Source organism: Tunturibacter empetritectus (genome assembly GCF_040358985.1).
In the GTDB taxonomy this organism is placed as follows: domain Bacteria; phylum Acidobacteriota; class Terriglobia; order Terriglobales; family Acidobacteriaceae; genus Edaphobacter; species Edaphobacter empetritectus.
Map to the genome: position 1 here is coordinate 4,343,376 of NZ_CP132932.1, position 23,529 is coordinate 4,366,904.

General features: G+C 58.4%; 23 protein-coding genes. 14 read left to right on the top strand and 9 right to left on the bottom strand.

Annotated elements, in window-relative coordinates:
* Positions 1 to 383 precede the first annotated feature (383 nt).
* The gene (locus RBB75_RS18125) at positions 384 to 1,214 is read left to right on the top strand and encodes a response regulator (RefSeq protein ID WP_353068879.1); all 831 of its coding nucleotides are present in this window, start codon (positions 384 to 386) and stop codon (positions 1,212 to 1,214) included.
* Positions 1,215 to 1,335: 121 nt separating this feature from the next.
* Here the strand turns inward: RBB75_RS18125 and RBB75_RS18130 are convergent, their stop codons facing one another.
* The 6 genes from RBB75_RS18130 to RBB75_RS18155 form a co-directional block, all read right to left on the bottom strand.
* A complete protein-coding gene (locus RBB75_RS18130) occupies positions 1,336 to 3,096 on the bottom strand; it encodes a GMC family oxidoreductase (protein ID WP_353068880.1) in 1,761 nt (586 codons plus the stop codon).
* 284 nt (positions 3,097 to 3,380) lie between these two features.
* Positions 3,381 to 4,133, bottom strand: a complete 753-nt coding sequence (locus tag RBB75_RS18135; RefSeq protein ID WP_353068881.1) for a hypothetical protein — start codon at positions 4,131 to 4,133, stop codon at positions 3,381 to 3,383.
* Positions 4,134 to 4,261: 128 nt separating this feature from the next.
* The gene (locus RBB75_RS18140; protein WP_353068882.1) at positions 4,262 to 5,077 is read right to left on the bottom strand and encodes a GAF domain-containing protein; all 816 of its coding nucleotides are present in this window, start codon (positions 5,075 to 5,077) and stop codon (positions 4,262 to 4,264) included.
* A 363-nt stretch (positions 5,078 to 5,440) separates the two neighbouring features.
* The gene (gene ribB / locus RBB75_RS18145; protein ID WP_353068883.1) at positions 5,441 to 6,598 is read right to left on the bottom strand and encodes a 3,4-dihydroxy-2-butanone-4-phosphate synthase; all 1,158 of its coding nucleotides are present in this window, start codon (positions 6,596 to 6,598) and stop codon (positions 5,441 to 5,443) included.
* 126 nt (positions 6,599 to 6,724) lie between these two features.
* Positions 6,725 to 6,952 carry a hypothetical protein gene (locus tag RBB75_RS18150; RefSeq protein WP_020713518.1) on the bottom strand — a complete coding sequence of 76 codons (228 nt, stop codon included), beginning with the start codon at positions 6,950 to 6,952 and terminating at the stop codon, positions 6,725 to 6,727.
* A 128-nt stretch (positions 6,953 to 7,080) separates the two neighbouring features.
* Positions 7,081 to 8,637: a S10 family peptidase gene (locus tag RBB75_RS18155; RefSeq protein WP_353068884.1), complete on the bottom strand. Its 1,557-nt coding sequence runs from the start codon at positions 8,635 to 8,637 to the stop codon at positions 7,081 to 7,083.
* A gap of 110 nt (positions 8,638 to 8,747) precedes the next feature.
* Here RBB75_RS18155 and RBB75_RS18160 point away from each other — a divergent pair, with 110 nt between their 5' ends.
* Entirely contained in the window at positions 8,748 to 8,960 is a 213-nt protein-coding gene (locus RBB75_RS18160) for a hypothetical protein (RefSeq protein WP_353068885.1), read from the top strand.
* A gap of 108 nt (positions 8,961 to 9,068) precedes the next feature.
* On the opposite strand, the gene RBB75_RS18165 is transcribed toward RBB75_RS18160, so the two are convergent.
* Positions 9,069 to 9,515 carry a rhodanese-like domain-containing protein gene (locus RBB75_RS18165; protein ID WP_179638048.1) on the bottom strand — a complete coding sequence of 149 codons (447 nt, stop codon included), beginning with the start codon at positions 9,513 to 9,515 and terminating at the stop codon, positions 9,069 to 9,071.
* Between the two features lie 177 nt (positions 9,516 to 9,692).
* Between RBB75_RS18165 and RBB75_RS18170 the strand changes: the two genes are divergently transcribed.
* The 3 genes from RBB75_RS18170 (at position 9,693) to RBB75_RS18180 (ending at position 13,375) form a co-directional block, all read left to right on the top strand.
* Positions 9,693 to 10,166 (top strand): energy transducer TonB, encoded by a 474-nt coding sequence (locus RBB75_RS18170; protein ID WP_353068886.1) that lies wholly within the window; start codon positions 9,693 to 9,695, stop codon positions 10,164 to 10,166.
* A 107-nt stretch (positions 10,167 to 10,273) separates the two neighbouring features.
* Positions 10,274 to 12,778 carry a RecQ family ATP-dependent DNA helicase gene (locus RBB75_RS18175; RefSeq protein WP_353068887.1) on the top strand — a complete coding sequence of 835 codons (2,505 nt, stop codon included), beginning with the start codon at positions 10,274 to 10,276 and terminating at the stop codon, positions 12,776 to 12,778.
* A 63-nt stretch (positions 12,779 to 12,841) separates the two neighbouring features.
* Positions 12,842 to 13,375, top strand: coding sequence for a PaaI family thioesterase (locus tag RBB75_RS18180; RefSeq protein ID WP_218884528.1), 534 nt, complete (start codon positions 12,842 to 12,844; stop codon positions 13,373 to 13,375).
* A 125-nt stretch (positions 13,376 to 13,500) separates the two neighbouring features.
* On the opposite strand, the gene RBB75_RS18185 is transcribed toward RBB75_RS18180, so the two are convergent.
* Complete coding sequence (locus RBB75_RS18185; RefSeq protein WP_353068889.1) at positions 13,501 to 14,283, bottom strand: glycosyltransferase; 783 nt, start codon at positions 14,281 to 14,283, stop codon at positions 13,501 to 13,503.
* Positions 14,284 to 14,561: 278 nt separating this feature from the next.
* On the opposite strand from RBB75_RS18185, the gene RBB75_RS18190 reads away from it, so the two are divergent.
* The 3 genes from RBB75_RS18190 (at position 14,562) to pdxS (ending at position 17,217) form a co-directional block, all read left to right on the top strand.
* Complete coding sequence (locus RBB75_RS18190) at positions 14,562 to 15,251, top strand: DUF5694 domain-containing protein (RefSeq protein ID WP_353068890.1); 690 nt, start codon at positions 14,562 to 14,564, stop codon at positions 15,249 to 15,251.
* 102 nt (positions 15,252 to 15,353) lie between these two features.
* Positions 15,354 to 15,959 (top strand): leucine-rich repeat domain-containing protein, encoded by a 606-nt coding sequence (locus RBB75_RS18195; RefSeq protein WP_353068891.1) that lies wholly within the window; start codon positions 15,354 to 15,356, stop codon positions 15,957 to 15,959.
* 304 nt (positions 15,960 to 16,263) lie between these two features.
* Complete coding sequence (gene pdxS / locus RBB75_RS18200; protein WP_179638053.1) at positions 16,264 to 17,217, top strand: pyridoxal 5'-phosphate synthase lyase subunit PdxS; 954 nt, start codon at positions 16,264 to 16,266, stop codon at positions 17,215 to 17,217.
* Between the two features lie 120 nt (positions 17,218 to 17,337).
* Here the strand turns inward: pdxS and RBB75_RS18205 are convergent, their stop codons facing one another.
* Positions 17,338 to 17,583 (bottom strand): hypothetical protein, encoded by a 246-nt coding sequence (locus RBB75_RS18205; protein WP_179638054.1) that lies wholly within the window; start codon positions 17,581 to 17,583, stop codon positions 17,338 to 17,340.
* A gap of 318 nt (positions 17,584 to 17,901) precedes the next feature.
* Between RBB75_RS18205 and RBB75_RS18210 the strand changes: the two genes are divergently transcribed.
* From RBB75_RS18210 to RBB75_RS18235, 6 genes are all read left to right on the top strand, one after another.
* Positions 17,902 to 18,609 (top strand): lipid-binding SYLF domain-containing protein, encoded by a 708-nt coding sequence (locus RBB75_RS18210; protein WP_353068892.1) that lies wholly within the window; start codon positions 17,902 to 17,904, stop codon positions 18,607 to 18,609.
* Positions 18,610 to 18,933: 324 nt separating this feature from the next.
* Positions 18,934 to 19,458 (top strand): nuclear transport factor 2 family protein, encoded by a 525-nt coding sequence (locus RBB75_RS18215; protein ID WP_353068893.1) that lies wholly within the window; start codon positions 18,934 to 18,936, stop codon positions 19,456 to 19,458.
* Between the two features lie 418 nt (positions 19,459 to 19,876).
* On the top strand, positions 19,877 to 20,554 hold the full coding sequence (pdxT, locus tag RBB75_RS18220; protein WP_179638056.1) for a pyridoxal 5'-phosphate synthase glutaminase subunit PdxT: 678 nt from the start codon (positions 19,877 to 19,879) through the stop codon (positions 20,552 to 20,554).
* An 89-nt stretch (positions 20,555 to 20,643) separates the two neighbouring features.
* Entirely contained in the window at positions 20,644 to 20,847 is a 204-nt protein-coding gene (locus RBB75_RS18225) for a hypothetical protein (RefSeq protein ID WP_179638057.1), read from the top strand.
* Positions 20,848 to 20,888: 41 nt separating this feature from the next.
* On the top strand, positions 20,889 to 21,668 hold the full coding sequence (locus RBB75_RS18230) for a cupredoxin domain-containing protein (protein ID WP_353068894.1): 780 nt from the start codon (positions 20,889 to 20,891) through the stop codon (positions 21,666 to 21,668).
* The gene (locus tag RBB75_RS18235; RefSeq protein ID WP_353068895.1) at positions 21,665 to 23,521 is read left to right on the top strand and encodes a cytochrome c oxidase subunit I; all 1,857 of its coding nucleotides are present in this window, start codon (positions 21,665 to 21,667) and stop codon (positions 23,519 to 23,521) included. Before RBB75_RS18230 ends, RBB75_RS18235 begins: the two co-directional genes overlap by 4 nt.
* The last annotated feature ends 8 nt before the right edge of the window (positions 23,522 to 23,529 follow it).

Consider the following 23,529-nt stretch of genomic DNA (forward strand, 5'->3'; position numbering starts at 1 on the left):
CCATTGCGCCCAACCACCACGCCCTACCGCATCTTAGAGCGGCGATGTGCGCTGAACCAGTTCCACTTCTATGATCTTCGGTATAGCCACTCCACACGTAGCTGGACACAGAAAGCCTGTCACAACCAAAGAATCATGTAGACCGTGCCTCATGTCACTCTCCTTCAGACAGCGCCACCCCAACGCTCTAATTCGTAGGCACGCTGCTCAGAAGCGGTGTCCAGCCAAGCCAAAACATGACCCCCAATCTTACCGTCACGCCCACGAACCAGCAGGCAAGCCCTATCGTTTCATTGCACTATGTCTGCCAGAGCACATAAGAGTATACTGTAGGTTTGATGTCGCGAGCTTCCTGGTCTTCGCGCAATCTTGGGAGGAAAACGATGGCAGCCGCGAAGCTTTTATTAGTCGACGACGACGAGACAATACTCCTTACCCTCGACATCATTCTAAGAAAACATGGCTTTGACGTTACGGTTGCTTCAACCGTAACCGAAGCTCTCAAGCGCATCAGCTCCGAGGTCTTCGACGTCCTTCTCAGCGATCTCCACATGCCCGGTCCAGGAGACGGCCTCACCGTCGTCAGCGCCATGCGGCACGCCAACCCAAAAGCCGTCACCATACTGCTGAGTTCGTTTCCCCAAATGGACGCCGCGGCTCAGGCGATCATGCTCCAGACCGACGAAATTCTCGTTAAGCCAATGGACGTAAACATGCTGGTGGATGCCATCAAACAACGGCTCGCCGCCGGCCCCACTCGTGTCCGCATAGTCGAGAGCGTCGCCACCATTCTTGAACGCTCCACCGAAAGCACCATCAGCGACTGGTACGAACTCGTCGAAAAGGAAGAGTCGTTGATGGCAATTCCAATGACATTCCAACTGCGCTCCGGCCATCTACCTCAGGTCTTCTTGGATCTCGTCCTGCGTCTCCGTTCCTCAAAGATTCTTGGCACCAAAGAAATCTTCTCGGCGGCAGCCGAATTGCACGGCACCACACGCCGCAAACAGGGCTACACCGCTGCCATGATGGTCGAGGAGTCGCGCATGCTCCAGGTCAGCGTCTTCAACACCCTGCAGAAAAACCTTGCGAACATTGACTTCAGCGTTGTACTGATCGGAGTTATGACCATCGCCGACGAGATCGATTCACAACTCGCTCAGGCAATGAAGAGCTATCTCGCAGAGTCCGTCGTCGACGCTCTTCCGGCATAAAGATGAGCTTCCTGCATAAAGAACTCAGTCCACCCGCCAGACCATCACCCTCAAACGAATCGTCATCGCCCATGAGACCGTTGCCGCCGCTGCATCGGAGTGCTCGACTCGTCCCCATCCATCATCTCAGCCGATCCTGCAGCAGATGCTCCGAGACACGGATTGCGTTCGCAATGATCGTCAGCGAGGGATTCACCGCACTAGCCGACACAAAGCACGACGCATCAACCACGTAAAGATTGTCCAGATCATGGGCCTTGCAATGCACATCCAGAACACTTGTGCTGGGATCTTCTCCCATGCGGCATGTGCCGTTCTGATGCCCCACGCCCTCCAGCGGGATACGTTTCTTGAAGTAAGCGTGCAGCGGAACCTGGGCCGTAGCATGGCCTGCTTCCTTTAAAATATCGACCCAGCGTTCCTTCAAACGATCGAAGGACTTCACATTGTTCGGCGTATAAGCGAGTTGAATCCGATGCGGTGCGTTCTTGGTCACCGGTTCAGATTGATTGGTCCGCCCCGTATCGCCGAACGGATGCGCCCCAACCACACCGGGTTGAACGTCTTCGACCGACAGCGGGGTCGTGTTATGCAACGTGACCCGATTTTCGGGGTCGGGCAGGTCCTCCGTCGTCAACCACCACGGCACCGCATGATGTTTCATTGTCTCCAGCACAAACCCCGGAGTCAGGGGCGGCGCGTCACCCTTCATCATCTCGTGGTGGAAGCTGCCCACCGGTTGAACCTGCCCAAGGGGAAAGGGATACGCCGGATCACTATCTTTCAGGTAAAAGTCGTTCGTGCCCCAGGTCTTGGTGTAGGCATCCTCATTGCGCTGGGTCGATAAAGCCAGCAGTGCGTCCGCCTGGTGATACATGAAGTTGCGCCCCACCTGATCTGACAGATTGCCAACTCCATTCGGGTGCTTCTCGTTCGCAGAGGCAAGCAGCACCACCGCGGAGTTGATCGCGCCTGCACAAAGGGCAAAGATGCCCGCCGTGTAAGTCGCCGTCCGATCCGATCGCGAAGGAGACAGCGCGTCGCTCTTATTCTGCTCCGAAGCGTTGTCATAAGCGCCTCCAGGGCCCGAATGAATCACCTCGACCGCAGTGACGGCCGTACCCGTTGCGTTCGTCAGCAGGCGAGTAACGCGCGTGTTGGTCATCAAGGTCACATTCGAGAGGTGCATGATCTCTCGAATGCAGTTAATGTCAGCGTCCGACTTTGCATGAACCAGGCACGGATAGCCGTCGCAGGTGTCGCAACGCACACACTTCGAGGCCACCGGATCGGCCTCATTCCGTTTAAGCCCTAACGGTATCGGAAAAGTATGAACTCCAAGCCTGCGAACGTCATCCTCGATCGTCTGCATTCGGGGTTCATTCGACAAGGCAGGATAGGGGTACGGCTTCGAATGAAAAGGCTCCGTAGGATCAAACGAAGACCCGAATCCACCTGGGATGGACGGCGCAGACCCAAGATCGCCGTGAACATGAAAGAGCTCTTCAGCACGCGTGTAGTACGGCTCAAGATCCGCGTAGCTGATAGGCCACGCCGGTGAGATTCCGCCTTGGTGGCGAATCACATCGAAGTCCTCGGCCCGCATCCGGAACATCGCTGCCCCGTACACCTTCGTCTGGCCTCCAACGTAATACGCCTGCTGTGGGTGCAGATCCTGGCCTTCTTTGTTCTGCCACACCTCTTTGGTGTGATACCGATTGTCGAGGAAGACAGCGGAGGTGTCCCAGTTCAACTTTTCCTGGGGCAGGAACGGCCCGCGCTCCAGAATGAGAATATTCTTGCCGGCCAGCGCAAGATGCATGGCAAGCGTACCGCCGCCCGCTCCGGTACCAATCACGATCGCGTCATATTGAGAAGACATGCTTCTAGGATGCACGAAGAATCCATCGTTCCTCGCCTCTCACAAAAAATTCAAGGAAGCTACACAGGGCGCAAAGGACCACCTCTCTCCTCCGCAACAAAAATAGTCATTCGCAGAAAGCATGTCGCTGCATGTTCTTTTGTCCCCCTAAACAAAAATCGTCATTTCGACCGAAGCCGTGCAGTCTCATCGCACGGCGCAGTGGAGAAACCCCCGCATTTCGTCTTTTGCTTATCCCCACGCCCGCCGATAGCCAACCCCACGAAACAAATAGAGAAAATGCCCTACTGCCCATAAAGCCGATAGCGAATCCAGTACGTCCCGTTACTCCAATCGATTCGGTTCCCATCCCGGCTGATCGTCCCCGCGATACTGTTCCCCTGCCAGTTCGTCGTCACACTCCACTTGCCGTTGAACGATCCAGTCGCTCTGTCGCCATTCTCATTCTGTAGCGTCAGGTTTCCTCGACGCTGCTGAATCGAGCAGGACAGCGACCTGTTTCCATTCGGATACCATCTCCCATTCAGATTCGGAGCACGACGGCCGCCACCACCACCGCCGTTATAGCACCGCGTCCAGAAGGTCCCATTCGACCAATCGATCCGTCCGCCACTCAGCGTCCCCGTCACAAACTGCCACTCCGGCGCGACTATCTGATTATCTCCCTGCAGATTCCCAATCGAGGTACTTCCACTCTCATTCGTCAGGTTCAGCATCGGCCCACTGGCGCTGATCGATGCCTGTTTCGAAGGATCTCCCTGCGCGCACCACGCCCCCAGAAACCCACCCGGCCACTGCTGGTTATTCCTTCGCTCCTGGTCCTGCTGTTGCTGCCTCTGTTGCGACGCATCCGGCGGAGGCCCCTGCGGATTTTGCGAGTCCGACGGCATCGTCGGCATGCTCGGCATAGGCGGTCCCTGCGGAATCTGAGGCACCTGCGGTGGCGCGGGCATAAGCTGAGCCATCCCTGCCACCGTAAAGACAAGGCCACTCAACAATACACACAACGCTGCTCTGTTAAAGCGAACGAGACTCATCACGGCTCTCTTCCTTGCATGAAGGCGAAGCTACTATCCTCCCGAATCGCACGTCGGCAAATTAGAACATATGAAATCATTCGCCGCCATCATTTTGGGTGACAGTTCAGAGCTTCCGCGAAGCAAACTCACTTGGGACGATTAGCCGCTCTCGGCAGCGACAGCAACCTCGCCGCCAACACAGACAGCCGCTGTATCGGCTCTGCCAGCTCCTCCGCCAGTGTCTTCGCATCCTTGGGGTCTTCGCCTGCACCCGCCAGATACACAATATTCGTAATGCTCTGCAACGGATTGTTGATCCGGTGAGCCAGTTCATTGGCCATTCCCGCAGCCGCAGCATGGACCGCCTGCTCCATCAAGAGCTTCTGCTGCCGTTGCTGTCTCACCCCCATCGCAGCGAAGTCAGCCAGCATCTGCATCATGCGAAGATCGCCTCCATCGAACGCCTCATCCCGTCCATGCGCCATGATCCAGATCGTGCCTCGCGTCTCCCCCGACACCCACGGCAACAAAAGGCCGTCGGTCACCGTAGGCGCTTCGATCCCCATCAGATCGAAGAACCGCTGTGTCACGCGAAACAGCTGCGGCCGTCCCCGCTCAAGACACATCCCGCAGGCGCTGGGACTCCGTGGCAACGTCGCATTTAAGAAGCCTGCATACTCCCCCGCCGTCGCAACCCACTCGTAGAACTCCGCATCGTTCTTGTTCTCCCGCTCAATGCTGATCCCCGAGCTGTCGGCGCCGCACAACTCCACCGCCGCATTCACCAGCTCCTGCAGAATCGTGTCCGGGTTCTCTACAAAAGCATGTCCCAGCCGGCTCATGCCCTCCATCTGCATCGCAACATTGCGCTCATGCAACAGTCTTCTCGCGAACGAAGCGTCCTCGAAGAGGTCGACTACCTCCAAACCGGTGTCCACTGCCATCGAAGTAAGCGCGCTCATCTCAAAACCTTCCTTGAATCTGGCTAAACGATACTGACCCATCTGCTTGCGTGCCAAGTCGTCTGACCGTAGCCACATCGTGCTTCTCAAACCTGAAGCATCAATCATACTGTTCGGGGAGGTAATGCAGATACTACTCCACAACCCACCCAAAAAACCTCAAAAAAACTGTCTCAACATGGCGCATTTTTCAGAGCCAAAAAACACGCGGCGAAATCACCACATCAGCCACGCATCTCACCACAACTACACCACCCAAACACCACCTCCAAAACACACTTTTTCCCAAAACACCCCTCAAAAACGCCCATAAAGGCGAAGTTCTCCCCCAGCCCACCACGCCAGATTTTTTCCTGAAAAGATCTACCGCCGAACCGCCTCGATCGATACCGGAACCTGCTCCACAATCTCGATCTCGAACCCCTGCAACGCCGGCACATGCGTTGGCGTATTAGTCAGCAGCCGAATCTTATGAATCCCCAGGTCCGAAAGAATCTGGCCGCCCAACCCCACCTGCCGCAGCGTTCGATGCGCCCTGTCGTCGCTTCCCTCCCGAGCCCGCTGCTCCCGATGCAGCACAATCCGCGCCGGCGTAACTCCCCTGTCTGCTCCCCTGTCCACGCCAAAACCCGTGCTGCCATTGTGCAGATACACCAGCGCCCCCCTGCCTGCCTGCGCAATCATCTTCAGCGACTGCTCCACCACCGCCCTGCAATCGCACAACGTCGTAGAGAAAACATCCCCCGCCAGGCAGTGCGTATGCACCCGCACCGGCACCGGTTCCTTGCCGCTCACATCGCCAAACACCAGCGCAATATGCGACTCCCCACCATCCACCTCGCTCTCATAGGCGATCATGCGAAACTCTCCATGCGCCGTAGGCATCAACGACTCCGCGACGCGATGGATGTACCGTTCATTTTGTAACCGGTAACGGATCAAATCCGCCACCGTCACCATCAGCAGCCCATGCTCCGCGCAGAACTTCACCAGGTCCGGCACCCGCGCCATCGTGCCATCGTCATTCATAATCTCGCAGATCACACCAGCCGTAACTAGCCCAGCCATCCGCGCCAGATCCACCGAAGCCTCTGTCTGCCCGGCCCTCACCAGCACGCCACCCTTGCGCGCCCGCAACGGAAACACATGCCCCGGCCGCGCCAGATCATGCGCTGTCGATCGCGGATCGATCGCCACCTTGATCGTATGCGCTCTGTCCGCCGCAGATATCCCCGTCGTCACACCCTCCCGCGCCTCGATGCTCTCCGTGAACGCAGTCCCAAACCGCGACGTGTTCTCCTGCGTCATCGGCCCCAGCCGCAGGTAATCCGCACGCTCCTCAGTGAGCGTCAGGCAGATCAAACCCCGGCCATACTTCGCCATAAAGTTGATCGCCTCCGGCGTGACAAACTCCGCAGCCAGCGTCAGGTCGCCCTCGTTCTCGCGGTCCTCGTCATCCACGACGACCACCATCCGGGCCGCCTTGATCTCGGCTACTGCCTCTGTCACGTCAGCAAACATAGTCCCCGCCTTCCACTTGCATCTCTTTCGACGCATCCCATCTTACGTCCGTCGCAAAAAAGAAACGCCACCCGCAATGGGCAGCGTCTTCTTTTTACAATCCGATGACAAGATCCAAACAACCACTTACAGCGTGGACTCAATCTCAAATCCCCATGCCTCAAGCAGCGCCTCAGGAATGTACTTCGAATTCTTGTTTCTGCGGGCCCACTCACGAAGCCGGGTCGAGCGAATGTACTGGTCGGGCGTTAGCTTGAACTCCTTCACAACCTGCTCGAACGATGTTACCGTTGGAACAACCGGCCCGATCGGCTCAGGCTTGCCCCAGTTGGGATTTCCACGACGCTTTGCCATATCTTTTTCAGTACCTCTTCACAATTTGATTTCCGCACTCGGCGTTTTGCACACTGGGAAAGAAACGCAACCTTCATTCTAAGGCTTTTATCCGGCAAAAGCAAGCGTTTTGCCCTATCTCTCAAGCGCTAGCGCTGTTGAGCCAGAGCGTAGAACTTCGCCATATCCGCCTTCATCTCCTTCAACGCATCCACATTCAGATAGACCATATGACCCGCCGGATAGTAACCAAACTGCACATTATTCACTAGCTTCTCCGGCAGATCCATGTGGCTCAGGTCGTACTCCGTTGAAAAGAAGGGCGTAGCCAGGTCGAAATACCCATTCGCCGAGAACACCCTCAACCTGGGATTTTTGCGCATCGCATCCGCCAGATCCACCGCCACATCCGGCGCCAACTGTTCCCCACCCCTCCCCGGCCCGCTGCCGGGAGCCTTGTGTTTGAAGTCCCAGTTCTCATTCAGCCCCGGCCCCGACGTGTAATAAGGCTCCTGGCTCAGATACTTCAGCTCCTTCTGAAGGTACTCATGAAACGCCCCAACATACACCCCGCTAATCCCTGTATCCGAAGGATCGTACCCAGGACTCTCCCCGGCCGAGTCCACATCCCATCCCATGAACCGCGCATCGTACCGCCCCAGCGTCCGCTCCTCCCCACGCAGCAGCTCCTTACGAAACCGCGTGGCCGAGATTCGCAGCTTCGTCTCCTTCACATACTCCACGCTCAACCCGGTAATCGCCGCCAGCTTTGCAGCTATCGCATCGAACTCCGCAGTCGGCAGCTTGTCTCCGTGCTGTAAGGCCTCTGCATAAGGTCCACGCGCAAAGACTCTAGCCTGCTCCACCCAATCCGCCAGACTCAAACTCGTCTTCACTTTATGGTAGTGATACGCGATCGCCGCGAACGAAGGCACATATCCAATCGCCTCATAGTCCAGCCCAGGACTACGCCGGTTATAGTTCAGAATCGACGACAACAGTGTCACCCCATTGAACTCGATCCCGTCGTTCTGCAGCGCACTCACCAGCCCACCCGACCGCGTCGTTCCATACGACTCCCCAAATAAAAACTTCGGCGAGTTCCACCGTTGATTCGCCGTGATGTACCGCACAATAAACTTCTTGAACGCAAGAATGTCCTGATCGGTCCCAGCAAAGTCCTTCACCGTCCCCTTGCCCACCCCGCGCGAGTACCCTGTCAGCGGCGCATCGATAAATACCAGGTCGCTCTTATCAAGCAGGCTGTACTGATTCTGCACCCACTCAAACGGCGCCGGCCCCGTCGCCTCCGGGCTCTGTGTCACCACGCGCACCGGCCCAAACGATCCCATGTGCAGCCAGATCGTCGCCGCCCCAGGCCCACCGTTATAAAAGAACGTCACCGGGCGACTCTTCGCCTCAACCCCATCCTCCGTGTAGGCCACATAGAAGATGCTCCCATTTGCCTTATCCTGATCGTCCCGTATCAGCAGATTTCCCGCGGTAGCCGTGTAGTGAACCAACCGCCCGCCCGCGGCCCACTCATGCCTGGTCACCGAACTCGTCTCTGGCGGAACAGGCACACTCGCCTCTTCCTTCTTCGCGTCTACATCGCCCAAAGTCTTTGCCTTGCTCTCCGGTGTCTGCGAGAACACAGGCACGACCGCACCAACCATCAACCCCACCGCAGCGACAATGCAAAACATACGAGATACCGCAAGAAATCTGGTTGCTCTGATCTGAATCAATCCCACTCTCCCGGAACATACCGTCTCAACCTCACAGATCAAACCTCATTGGAACCAACGGCCCTTGTATGGACGCGATCATCATACCTTTCCGGCTGCCTGCCACAGCGTCTACCGGCATGCATCTTTTCCAGAGGGTCACGTCTGACTCTTCGTCTCGAATCCGCCACACAGCGCGAGAGATCGGCATCACCGGCGCTGCCGCGGCAGTAGGCAACGCCACCGGCAAACGCATCCGCGACTACCACATCACAGTGGACAAGATCATGCAGACCACATGACTCTCTAGTCCCGATCAACGGGGTGACACGAGTAGTTCACCAGGGAAGAAAAGGTATACAAGTCGCGAAGTGACGGCACTCCGCGCGGGAGGGCCGTCCGGCAGGACATCAAGCCGTATCAAGATGAAATGGAGTAGTGTATCTCTCCACTGGATACCCCTTCGCCTTCCAGGCATCCAGCCCGCCCTTCAAAAATTTAATCTTCGTAAAGTTCAACGCCAAAGCCCTCTCTAGGATCATCCGGCTCGTACTCTGACTGATGCAGGTGCAGTAGATCACCGAATCTTTTTCTTTCGGAATCAACGAAGCCTGCTCAACAATCTCCTTTGGAGCAAGCCTCTTCGCTCCAGGAATAATCTCCGAGTGTGCCAGCAGATCCAGCGGCTGGCGAACATCGAACAGCAGAATATCCGAGTTCTTTTCCAGAAGATCGTAAAGAGCATCCGCCTCGATGCTGTGTGCCTCCAACTCACGCCTCCGTCGCAACTGCCTGATCCGTAGCAAACCGAACAGCAGAACCAGGAACCCAACCACGCAAATCGCAATCAGATACATACTGCCTCCTCCACCGCGCCCTTTAGTTCTATCTGATCATTTCCTTGTCACAAAAGATGCGGGAAATTCCAGCCAGTTCTGCGACCCACGTCACAATTGTTTTGAAACCCATGAGATAGCAGGACACATGCTACTCTCTCCGTGATACTGAATATCAACCGACGATGGACATCAAGCATGAGGACCCTCGCACAACTCAGTCTGGCTCTCTTGTTCACCGCTTGCATCGTGCCTGGCACTCAGGCCAGTCAACGATCGGCGTCCTCCCCGCCTGACGCTCATCAAACCCTCCCGGCAAAACCATCCCGTCCCAATCCAGACTCCGCCGGCAATTATCACGCAGGAGACGGCGTTACGGCTCCCAAGCTGATCCACTCCGTCGAACCGGAGTTCTCGGACAAGGCTCGGAAGAAGAAAGTCGGAGGCAACTGCCTTGTCTCTTTCATCGTTCGCACAGATGGCACACCCACAGACATACACCTCACGAGATCAATCGCCGATTCAGTCCCACAGAAGGACCGAGAGGTCGCGCTTACTCTCGATCAAAACTGTGTCAAAGCGGTGGAGCAGTATCGGTTCGAACCCGCAAGCTATCGCGGCAGTCCTGTTCCGTTTGAGCTTAAGGTCGAAGTGAACTTCCGGATCTACTAGACCCATCCCGAACTTCCACTACGCATCCCACTCGAGCCGCCTACCAGGTGTTCCCATCAGCCACTTCGCCCTCACGCGAAGATTATGCGAAACTCGAAGCAAGCCGCATGAACCTTACCTCCCTGCTCCACAAGACCTTCGGCCATGAATCCTTCCGCGCCAACCAGGAAGCCGTCTGCCGCGCCGCCACCGACGGACGCGACGTCCTGCTCGTCATGCCCACAGGAGCAGGAAAGTCTCTCTGCTACCAGCTCCCCGCCATCGCCCGTGGCGGCACTGCCCTCGTCATCTCCCCCCTCATCGCCCTTATGGACGATCAGGCCACCAAACTCACCGCCGCCGGCCTCCGCGTCGCTCGCATCCACTCCGGCCTCTCCCGTGACCAAGCCCGCCAGGCCTGCCGCGACTACCTCGACGGCACCCTCCAGTTCCTCTTTATCGCACCCGAGCGCATGCGCGTCCCAAACTTCCCCGAGATGCTTGCCCGCCGCAAGCCATCTCTCATCGCCATCGACGAGGCCCACTGCATCTCCGCCTGGGGTCACGACTTTCGCCCCGACTACCGCACCCTCGGCGACTTCCTCCCCGCCCTGCGCCCCGCCCCCGTCATCGCTCTCACCGCCACCGCCACACCCACCGTTCAACGCGACATCATCACCCAGCTCAAACTCACCCAACCCGACCTCTTCATCCACGGCTTCCGCCGCCACAACCTCGCCATCGAAGTCGTCGAGCTCTCCAAGCCGCGCCGCAACGAGTTCACCGCCAACCTCCTCAAAGAAAAATCCAACCGCCCCGCCATCGTCTACGCACCCTCGCGCAAAGCCGCGGAAGAACTCGCCTCCTCACTCGGTGGAAGCGCCGCTGCCTATCACGCCGGCCTCGACCCCGCAACACGCGAGCGTGTCCAACGACACTTCCTCTCGGGAAACCTCGAAGTAGTCGTCGCAACCATCGCCTTCGGTATGGGCATCGACAAAGCCGACGTCCGCACCGTAGTCCACACCGCGCTGCCCGGCTCGGTCGAGCAGTACTACCAGGAGATCGGCCGCGCCGGACGCGACGGCCAACCGTCCCGCACCGTGCTTCTTCACTCCTTCGCCGACCGCAAGATGCATGACTTCTTCCTGGAGCGCGATTACCCCGCTATAACCGATCTCACCCGCGTTGCCGCCCTCCTCTCCGACGACTACCAGATGCCCGACCTCCTCCGCCAGCGCCTCAAGATGGACGCCGAGACCTTCGACAAAGCCGTTGAAAAACTCATCGCTCAAGGCGCAGCCAACATCGACATGGGTGGCAACGTCCGTGCCGCCGAAGACGCCCCCCGCAGCGCAGCCTGGCGCAAAGGCTACGACGAACAGATCAACTTTCGCCGTTCCCAGATCGACCGCATGGTCCAGTTCGCCGAATCCGCACAGTGCCGCATGGCCGCGCTCATCCAACACTTCGGCGACACCGCCGACGGTCTCCGCCCCTGCGGCCACTGCGACTTCTGCTCCCCACAAAGCGCCACAGCCCAAACCTTCCGCCAACCCACCACCGAAGAAGAACGCCAACTCCGCGCCATCCTCCGCGCATTGGACGGCCAAACCCGCGCCACCGGTAAACTCCACACCGAACTCACCACCGGCCCCCTGCGTAACACCCCTGCCGCCGACCGAAAAGTCTTCGACACCCTCCTCGACGCCTTAACCCGTGCAGGACTCATAACGTTAAATTCAGACCAGTGGACCAACCCCGAAGGCAACGTAATCAATTACAAAAAAGCCTCACTCACCCACGAAGGCCGCACCCTCACCGGCCCATTGCCACCCGACCTTTTCCTCAAAGACGCCGGTACAACGACCTCAACCCCGCGCAAGAAATCCGGAGCAAGCAGTAAACCCTCCAAGGCCTCTCTCAAAGCCGAACGCGAACAAACCATCGCAGCCTACACTCCCGCACAAAGATCTCTTGAAACAAATCTCCGCGATTGGCGAAAGGCCGAAGCTGCAAAGACAGGCAAACCCGCCTTCATGGTCTTGTCCGATGCTGTCCTCAATGCGATAGTCCTCACTCGCCCCACCACCATTCCATCACTCGTGCAACTCCCAGGCATCGGCCCGCGCATCGCCGACACCCATGGCGCCACGATCATCGCCCTCTGCCGCGCCGAAGCTTCCTCCTCTCCGCCGATCACGACCGAAAAAGAACCGTCTTCACGACCGCACATTACAAGCAAGCTGAAGACCCTGCAATCGACCGCACCAAGAAAAGAATCGTCATCTTGGCCGGAGCGCAGCGGAGTGGAAAGACCCCCGCATTTTGCTGTAAACGGGACAACCTCCGCTTCTAGCGAAACCTTTCACCGCCAACGCATCACCACCACCGAACCCACCGGCGTCCTTACCCCCAGGCAGCAGGAGCTTGACGACCGCCTCCGCGAGTGGCGGAAATCCGAGTCCGAGCGTCTCAACCTCCCACTCTTCTTCGTCCTCGCCTCCACCACCCTCCGCAACATAGTTCTCGCGCACCCGCAAAGCCTTACGCAGCTAAAGTCCGTCCACGGTCTAGGCCTCGACAAGATCGAAAAGTTCGGCCCGGGAATCATCCAGGTTTGCACTACCTAAAACAAACTGAATCCCTATTCATTCATCCCTCTCTGTGCTAACGTCCGAAGCACAGGTCGATCTATGAGCGAAGACATAAACCTCCCCGACAACGCCCGCCACACCCCCCTCTCCATGGACGGCAATCCCACCATCGACGAGCGTGCCAACCACTGCTTCGGCTGCGGCCCCGCCAACCCCCAGGGTCTCCATCTCCGCTTCACCACCGACATCTCAAATCCCCAGGCCATCACCGCCACCTGCCACTTCCAGCTCGACCGAATGCACGAAGGCCCGCCGGGCCACATCCACGGTGGCATCGTCGCCGCGCTCCTCGACGAGGCCATGAGCAAGCTTAACCGCCCCCTGAACGTCCTCGCCATGACCCGACACATGGAGATCGACTACCTCCGCCCAGCGCCGCTCTACAAGCCGTTAGTCCTCATAGGCCGCCATCTCAGCCGTCCAGCAAAAGCCGACGGCACTCCTGGTCGCAAGCTCTTCCATCAGGGCGAGATCCAGCTCCCGGACGGCACAGTCCTGGCCCGCAGTAAGGGACTCTTCATAGCCATAGACGAAAAGCTCTTAGCTGCCGGCTTGGCCCAAACCGAAATCTAGCTGTCCAAGTAGCCCAACGGCCGACCGCATGCAGTTGATACCAACACCGGTATACACGCCACGAAGTAGCCGCCCCACGCCAACTGCTGGGGCAGGACAAGCGCAGCACACAGGGCAGCAGCTAACTACCCAGCTTCACCCCAGTACCCCTGATCCTCCAGAAAGTACTCCTCATCCCACGTATGCACCATCGTCTTGAAGAACATCCACACCATCCGCCAATGACCCAGCTTCTGAAACCGCCGGTTCGTCGTCAGCACCCGCCCCCGCACAATGCGAAACCGCTGCCGCGCCACGCCCTTCGATAGCAGATAGTCCTCCGCAAACAGAGCCCGCTCATTGAACCCACCCAGCGCCCAAAAAACCTCGCGGTCAAATAACATAAACATTCCCGTAGCGAACGGCTTCGTAAACGACCCCACCCTCTGCATCAGGTTATTTCCCGCGTACAGCAGATCATCGAATAGACTTCCCTGCCGGCAGGCAATATTTGTCGTAGCCAGGTGCAATCCCCGCCGTTCCATTCGCCAGAGCGCCCGTCGCAACAGCGTAGGCTCAGGCAGCTCCACATCCGCATCCAGAAACAGCACATACTTTGTAGTCGCCAGCTTAGCCCCCGCATTGCGTCCAACCGAAGGCAGCCCACCCGGCACCACCTCCACCGCCAACCGGTCGCGAAAGCCCAGCGCCACCTCTACCGTTCCATCAGTCGAACCCGCATCCGCCACCAGTACCCGCGTCTGCGCCATCCTCGCATAGTCCTGTCGGCAAAGAGATTCCAGCAGTCTAGGAAGCATCGTCACTTCGTTCTTGGCAGGAATCACGATCGTCAGTTCACCAACCATCCAGAGGCCTCCGTCGAGGCCCACATACCGCCCCGTAAGCGCAGCTTGAGGCCGCGACCTCACTGCCCTGATAAATTGCAGTTGAATTTTCAGTCAAATCCACCCTTGTTGACTCAACCTGGACAACATTGATTTTGGGTAAGCATCAACCGTAATCAGGAACCATAGGGATCCATTCAACGTACCTCAAGGCACACATTCCATACCGAGGCGCTTACAAATTGTTCCCTTCACGTTGTCTTATCGCGGTCACCAGCCTACTAACTCTTTCCATAGCCGCCGTCGCTCAGCATCCTCCTGCCGACGCGCCAGTCTCCATCATGGTGGTCGCAAACTTTCACATGTCCAATCCCGGCCACGATATCCATAATGTCAATGCCGGTGATGTGCTCCAACCCGACCGGCAGGCGGAGATCGAGAAGATCACGGGCGCCCTTGCAAGCTTTCATCCCACCGAAGTCATGGCAGAGTGGCCGGCTGACGTGGCTAGCCAGCGCTATGCCCAGTATCTCAACAGCACCCTTGCCCCCAGCCGCAACGAGGTCGTGCAACTCGGCTTCCGACTCGCAAAAGCCTCAAGGCTGAGCCATTTTTATGACATCGATGCAGATGGCGATTTCCCCTACGAACCTGTACAGGTCTTCGCTCAGGCGCATGGGCAGTCACAACTTCTCGAGCGTGCCAACGTTGAGATGGAAGCCTCAACGCAAACGCAAACAGCTTTGCTCCAGTCCAAAGGCATTGCCGCCACTCTGCGGTATCTCAACGATCCCGTCCTTCTCAGCCATAGCAACAGCTTTTATCGCCAGATGCTCCGCGTCGGCGCGGGCACGCAGCAGCCGGGCGCCGATCTTCTTACGGCCTGGTATCACCGCAATTTTCTGATCTGCGCAAACATAGTGCAGAACGCTCATCCGGGTGATCGCATCGTCATCTTTTATGGTTCCGGACACGCCTTTTTGCTCCGACAGTGTGTAACCGAAACACCTGGCTTCGTGCTCGTCGAGCCGAACAACTTTCTACCACAATAAGTATTAGGCTGATCCGTGCCACCGCCACCAGAGCGCAGGGTCCGAATCAATACGATCATCCCCGCATCGGCAGAGCTATAGGGCCGAGCTAAAATCGACTGCATGCCAGCCTCGTCACCTCTTCATCTGAACCTATGGAAGAAGCAACTCGGAGAGGTGCCCGACTCCGTATGGCAACAAACAGAGATCGAAACTCTCGTACTGGCCGACAATGAACTCACCCAGGTCTCCGGAGAGATCAGCCGTCTTACCAAGCTTCGCATGCTCGATCTAGGCCACAACAAACTCAGCCAGGTACCCGAAGAGATAGGCGACCTTCCCAACCTCACCGACTTTCTCTATCTTCACGACAATAATCTAAGCTCGCTGCCCGACTCCTTTGCCAGGCTGACGCGCCTGCGCTACCTCAATCTCAGCGAGAACGCATTTCAAGTTCTGCCTGACTGCGTCTCCGGCATGTCTCGTCTACAGGAGCTTCGCATCTCCGACAACTCTCTGGAGTCCCTGCCCATCTCCATCGAACGCCTCTCACACCTCCGGGAGCTTCACCTCAGAAACAATAATTTGAGCACGCTGCCAGACTCCATCAACCTTCTGCACGAGCTGCGTCAGATCGATCTCCGCGGCAATCCGCTCACCGATCTTCCACCTGCCATTGCGAGCCTCCCCCGATTAGAGAAACTAGATCTGCGCTGGTCACGACGCTGAAAGAGTGTGCGTGGATCGCAGACCTCGAAGCACGAGGCTGCGCGGTATACCGTTAGACGCGCCGATTCCGATCCGATTAACCGCATCGTCATGCCGAACGGTCCTCCTGCGCGGAGAGGGCACTTCGTGACATATATACGGGTATCAGCAGCATAGTTCCTCACGCTGGTCGGCCCGAGCATCGCGAGGACCCCAAAGCTGCTAAACTTAAAGGCCTCGCGGACAATCAGGCAGCATCGTGCGCCCCACCGCCGCGCACCGCTCACAAGAAACCGCGCATCGTCACAAGAAACAAGGAGACACCATGGCAGATCACACCCACAACGGCAACTTCGGCACCCCGTCCCTCCGCCTCAAGCTCGGCCTCGCCGAGATGCTCAAAGGCGGCGTCATCATGGACGTCATGAACGTCGAACAGGCCCGGATCGCCGAGGAGGCTGGTGCCATCTCCGTCATGGCCCTCGAGCGTGTCCCCGCCATGATCCGCGCCGAAGGCGGCGTCGCCCGCATGGCCAGCCCCAAGCTCATCAAGCAGATCATCGGCGCCGTCTCCATCCCCGTCATGGCCAAGGCCCGCATTGGGCATTTTGCAGAAGCGCAAGTCCTGCAGCATCTCGGCGTAGACTTCATCGACGAATCCGAAGTCCTCACCCCAGCCGACGAGACCTACCACATTGACAAGCACGCCTTCACGACGCCCTTCGTCTGCGGCGCGCGCAACCTGGGCGAAGCCCTCCGCCGCATAGCAGAAGGTGCAGCCATGATCCGCACCAAAGGCGAGCCCGGCACCGGCGACGTCGTCCACGCCGTCCAGCACATGCGTCAGATCGTTCGCGAGATCAAGGCCCTTACCGTATTAGGCGATGAAGAGCTGTACAACGCCGCCAAGGTCCACGGCGCCCCGTATGAGTTAGTAAGAATGGTCGCCAAAGCCGGCAAGCTACCCGTTCCTAACTTCTCCGCAGGCGGCATCGCCACTCCAGCCGACGCAGCCCTCATGATGCAGCTGGGCGCCGAGACCGTCTTCGTAGGCTCAGGCATCTTCATGAAGGAGCGCGCCACACCACTCGACGTCGAGAACGACCCGAAGGAGCGTGAAGAGGCCGTCAGCCGCGCCCGCGCCATCGTCATCGCCACGACTCACTTCAACGACCCGAAGATCGTAGCCGAAGCCAGCGAAGCAGTCATAGGATCCATGAAGGGCCTCGCCGCCGCAGCCATCGAGGAGCAGCACCTCATGCAGACCCGAGGCTGGTAGCGCATAGTCTTGCCCCGACCAGCGGGAGGACCCAAGCAGTCCGCCTCGCCTAAGCAAGGTACACAAGTCACGAAGTGACCGCCTCCCGCGCAGGGAGCCCGTCCGGCAGGACAATGCTATTTATTGAAAGTTTTTAAGCGGTTCCCAAGGCAAAACCACGATAGTCTTCCCCTGCCAGTACCCCATCACCCCACGCGACAGAATCCTGCCACTGGTCTCCACCTCGACAGAAAACCGATGTTCCGACATGAACTGACCCGCCCCCGCCTCAGTCGGAAACACCACGAACTCCTCCGGATGTTCCGCAACATCTCGCCGCAGACTAGCCTGCACCGCAGCTGCGTCCTCCAGCGGCGTCACTGCCACAATCCGTCTCTCTGCAACAACGTCTGGTCGAACAAGTGGCACAACCGACGCTTCGGCCGACACACATCCCAGCAAAAGCACGACGCACGAACTAACCTTGGCCCGATGAACTCGCACCCCTTACCTATAGCGAAACACACTCCCCGCAACCATCCCCCAAACGGTGTATCTCGTGCCAGACCATCACTTGCCTAAACCATCGCCTCCTTCCCAAACGGCCTACCTGCGGCGCCCAAATCTTCTTCTGCACAACTTACCTTCCTGCACGCGCATCGCATTACAGACATTGAAAGTCAGCATCACAAGGGAGAAGTAAAAATGATGACAAAAAAGTTCTTGCAAACAGTCTGCGCCACTGCGGCTCTTACGATGTCCCTCACCGCCGCCGCCGCAGCAGCCACCGACATGGCAAAGCTCGATGAACGCATTGAAGCCGCCCACGCGGTCCTTCACGAGCTCATGGCCACTCCCGACAAGGGCATCCCCGACGATATCGCCGCCAAAGCCACCTGCGTCGCCGTCGTTCCCGGCTTCAAAAAAGGAGCCTTTCTCGTCGGCGCACAGTACGGTCAGGGCGTAGTTACCTGCCGCACCGGTCATGGCTGGAGCGCCCCTGCCTTCATCCAGCTCACAGGCGCCAGCTTCGGCCTCCAGGCCGGCGGCCAGTCCACAGACCTTGTCCTCGTTGGAACCACCCATGACGCCTTTGACCGTCTGCTCCACGACAAGGTCAAACTCGGCGGCGACATCGGCGTAGCCGCAGGTCCCGTCGGACGAAACTCGCAGGCCTCCACAACCGACGCTGCCAATGCAGGTTTCCTCACCTACTCTCGTAGCAAAGGCCTCTTCGCCGGCGTTGACCTCACCGGCGATGTCGTCCACCAGAACACAGAAGATACCACCGCCTACTACGGCTCAGATGTTCCCTACGAAAAGATCCTGGGAGGAGATGTCCCCGCGAAGGCATCCTCTGAGCATTTCATACGCACTGTCAATCAGATGTTCCACGCCAGCGGCGCTCACTAAACACGTTCTTTCAGGCCATCAACGAAAACAAAAAGGCCGGACCCTGAGTCCGGCCTTTCATTTAAAATTCACATAGAGTTCGACCGACTTGATCTTCCTCAGTTGGCGGGGCAAGTTGGGTGCCGCATACGCAATCCCAATTCTCTACTTATCAATGGTCATCACGTACTTCGTTATTTTCTATTGGCTCTTGCGTTCGCACCGCAAGACGGCTCATGCCCTTATCGAACAGCAAGCTGGGCTCTGATTACAACGACCTCGCTACTTCTCGGCGACCTGGGTTTTTCCTCCGTAGATTTAGACTCATCTGCGAAAGGAATCACTATGCGTCGCTTTGTGTTGCTATCCCTGCTTCTCGTCAGTTCAGTTCCTGCGATCGCTCAACCGGGTGTTGTTTCAGAGATCAAGGGGCGCGAAGAGGAGTTCAGACAGGCAGAGCTTCACTACGACATGGTGGCGGCGGCGCAGATACTGGCCGACGATTTTGTTTTGATCTCCGCAAGCGATGGAAAACCTCACGATAAGAATTGGTTTCTGCCAATCATCGGGGACAGTTCAGATCCCATGGAGGCTCTTGACTACGGAGACATGGACGTTCGCATCTACCGCACTTCGGCAGTTGTCGTTTCTACTGTGCATGAAAAGTTCCTGTTCCACGGAAAGCCCGTTGAATACAGCGGCCCTCGTACCGCGGTCTGGGTCAAGATAAAGCGACAATGGAGACTTGCCGCCATCCACGTTTCTCAAATTTCCTCAAAAGCTAATCATCCCCTGATCGATTGCGACAGCGGAAACTCTGGCAGGTGTCACTGCCTGGATTGGACAGGCTCCCCTCCTTGTGCAAACTGAAAATTGGAGTGTCCCATAAACTGAGACACGGAACGAAAGCCCATTTCCATCGAATGGAGGGTTGGATGCGGCGGAAGTATCGGGTATGGAGTTTGTCGGAGAAGCGAGAGCCGGTGGACCAGATGGTGACCTTCCGTCATGAGGCTCTAAATCCTGTCAAGCCCCTATCCTTCCTAAGCCATTGCTATACAGCCAGTTACACGTGGCGTATTGACCCCATCCAATCCTCTATACTGAAAGAGTAGCCATAAAACTCAGCAGGAAAACACGGAAAGGTGTATTCGCCGCTAAGTCCTTTGCTGAGACGAATTTGGACGTAAGCCGTTTGCCTGGACGAATTTACGAGGTTCGTCGCTTCGTAACTGATTGCTGGCAAAAGGCTTAGACGCGGCATACAGGGGAGGGGGGAGGGGTAGGCATGACCGGAAATCACACAACATCCAGCTCTCCGGCCATCGGCATACTCGCCCTCCAGGGTGCCTATGAAGCCCACGCCAGAACTCTGGCCGCCCTCGCCATCCCAACCCGGCTCATCCGCACACCGGACCAGCTCTTCACCTCGGACGGCCGCACTCCCAGCCGCATTCCAAGCGGCACTCCAGCTGGCACTCCAGCTATTGACGGCCTCATCATCCCCGGGGGCGAGTCCACCACCATGCTCAAGTTCCTCGAGCGCAATGGCTTCCTGGACTCCCTCGCCTCCTTCGTTCGCACCGTCCCCACCTTTGGCACCTGCGCCGGAGCCATCCTCCTTGCCAACGACGTACAGAATCCCCCGCAGATCTCCCTCGGCGCGCTCGACATCACCATCGAACGCAACGCCTACGGCCGCCAATTGGACTCCACCATCCTCACCGCCCCCACCAAACTGCCCGGTGGCCCCCTCGAGATGGTCTTTATCCGCGCCCCTCGCATCACCCGCACCGGCCCTCAGGTCGAAACCCTCGCCACCCGCGACGACTACCCCGTCCTCGTCCGCCAGGGCCACCTCCTCGCCGCAACCTTCCACCCCGAGCTCGGCCACGATCCCCGTGTCCACCAGCTCTTCCTCGATCTCGTCCAAAACCATCTCAGCGTTAGTTCGTTGAAAGCATAAATCTCTGAAACCGGACCTGCCGCCGATTACCGAATCCCACATCTGGCCAATTTACGACTTCTTTATACCGTAGCAACTAACATTAAAGTGTGAGTTCCAGACCTATCCAGACAGATGCGCTCGAGCCCGGAAGATCTGAAGAGCAATTCCTTCTCTTCACCGGCAACAGGAAGCAGATCGACAACATAACCAGCGCAATTGACATCAACATGCTCGCCCCTCTTCTGGTCGGAGTGGCTGCAGCGCTCATCTTTGTCATCCTCTACGCCTTCCTCATCGGCAAGCTAGGCTGAAGCGCTCTTCCCTTACCTCGCGGACGAGATATCCTGCATAGGTGATCTCCTCCCACCTTACGAGCGCTTGTCTCCCCGGTCTCTTGCTCGATCGCGCTGCAAGCCGCAGTCCATGGCTGTTACCCAGAGACGCCAGCGTCCACGGCCTCGCCCTCGATGACCACCTCCTTATCAACCTCTGGATCGCCCTCGCTCTCCTTGCCCTCGCACACCTGATCCTCCTGATCGGCCTCCTCACCCGGCGACACTCCGCACCCACTCGCCTCTGGCGCATCGAGTACCTCCCGCTCGCCGCCCTTGCCCTCCTCTTCGCCGTCCTCACCCTCAAGGCCGAGCGCCTCTGGGCCTCCTCCCGCTACACCGGAGCCTCGCCCACCGCCCTCCAGGTCGAGGTCACCGGAGTCCAGTTCGCCTGGTACTTCCGCTATCCCGGCCCCGACGCCACCTTCGGCCTTACCCAACCCAAACTCGTAGCCCCCGGCGAAGGCAATCCCCTCGGCCTCGACCCTACCGATCCCCACTCCACCGACGACTTCATCTCCTCCCAGCTGGTCCTCCCCGCAAACCGCGAGGTCGACCTCCGCCTCCGCGCCCAGGACGTCATCCATGGCTTCTCCATCCCCGAGATGCGCCTCAAGCAGAACGCCGTCCCCGGCCAGACCATCCACCTCCACTTCACCCCCACCACCCCCGGCACCTACGCCATCCTCTGCACCCAGCTCTGCGGCCTCGGCCACTACCGCATGAACGCCACGCTCCTCATTCTGCCCCGAGACCAATTCGCATCCTGGCTAGCCGCAAAACAAAAGGCGGCCCCATGACTCCTCCCTTCAACACTCCGCCAGCACAACCGCAGCCAGCAAATACCGCAGGGAAAAAGCGCCGCGCAGCCCTCTTCCCTCTCCGCCTCTTCAGTATCGATCACCGCATCATCGGCATTCAGTACCTAGTCCTTGCACTCATCTCGGTAGTCATCGGCACAGTGCTCTCCCTGCTGATGCGCATTCACCTCGTATGGCCTGACTGGCATCTCCCCCTCCACGGCCCCATCCTTCCCGAAGACTACCTGGCGCTCGTCACCATCCACGGCACCATCATGCTCTTCTTCGTCCTCACCACCGCCCCACAAGCCGGCTTCGGCAACCTCATCCTCCCCGCTCAGATTGGCGCTCGCAGCATGGCCTTCCCTACGCTCAACGCCACCAGCTTCTGGCTCACCGCCGCAGCGCTCCTCATTCTCCTCAGCTCCACCTTCGTCCCCGGCGGAGCCGCCATCTCCGGATGGACCGCCTACCCACCCCTAAGCGCAGTCGCCAGCTCAGGCCCCGGCCAGGCCCTCGGCATGGATCTCTGGCTCACCAGCATCGCCCTCTTCGCCATAGCCTCCACTGTAAGCTCCATCAACACCCTCACCACCATCATCCGCAACCGCTGCAACGGTATGACCTGGGAGCGTCTTCCTCTCACCGTATGGGGATGGTTTACTGCCGCCCTGCTCAGCATCATTGCCTTCTCGGTCCTGCTCGCTGCCATCCTGCTTTTGCTCTGCGACCGCCACGCCGGCACCAGCTTCTTTCTCCCCACCGGCGACCTGGTCAACGGCGTCCTCCATCAAGGCGGCAACGGCAGCCCCCTCCTCTGGCTACACCTCTTCTGGTTCTTCGGACACCCCGAGGTCTACATCGCCATCCTCCCCGGCATGGGCCTCACCTCCATGCTCCTCGCAAACTTCAGTCACCGCAGAGTCTTCGCCTACCGCACCATGATCCTCACCACCCTCCTCATTGGCCTCCTCGGCATCCTTCTCTGGGGACACCACATGTTCGTCGCTGGCCTCAACCCCTTCGCCAGCTCCGCGTTCTCCATCTCCACCATGGCCATCGCGCTTCCTGCCGCAGCCAAGGTCCTCAGCTGGCTCGCCACCACATGGCGCTCTAAACCCAGCTACAAAACCCCCATGCTCTTCGCCCTCGGCTTCGTCAGCCTCTTCCTCACCGGAGGCCTCACCGGCCCCATCCTCGCCCAACCCATCCTCGACGAGTACCTCCACAACACCTTCTTCGTCGTCGCTCACTTCCACCTCATCATGGCGATGGCCGGCATCTTCGGCCTCTACGCCGCTACCTACTATTGGTTCCCTCTCCTCACTGCAACCAGCCAACACCCCGGCCGCCTTTTCTCTGAACCCCTAGGTAATCTCCACTTCTGGTGCACCCTCGTCGGAGCCTACGCCGTCTTCCTTCCCATGCATCTCACCGGTCTCGCTGGCGAACCCCGCCACTACGCCCAGCTCACCGGAATCCCCGGCCCAGGCGGCTCCCTCAGCCCCGCCGGAGCTCTCCTCTCCAACACCCTCCCGCTCAACCGCTTCATCACCTACGCCGCCATCTTCCTCGCCACCGCGCAGCTCGTCTTTCTCTTCAATCTCGTCCGCAGCCTGCGCAAAGGAGACTTTGCCTCGTCTAACCCATGGCAGGCCACGACGCTCGAATGGCACCCCTCCATGAATCCTTTCCCCCCACCCTCCGCATCCGATACACCAGAGATGTCAGTTCACCGCGCTCCATGCCACTATCAATCAAATAGGTCCGAAGTTTCGTTCCTGCCGCAATGGGAGCCCGTCCCGCTCGCGCTCGACGAAATCGAAGACGCCACAGACACAAAACCGGAGTAAGCTGTCCA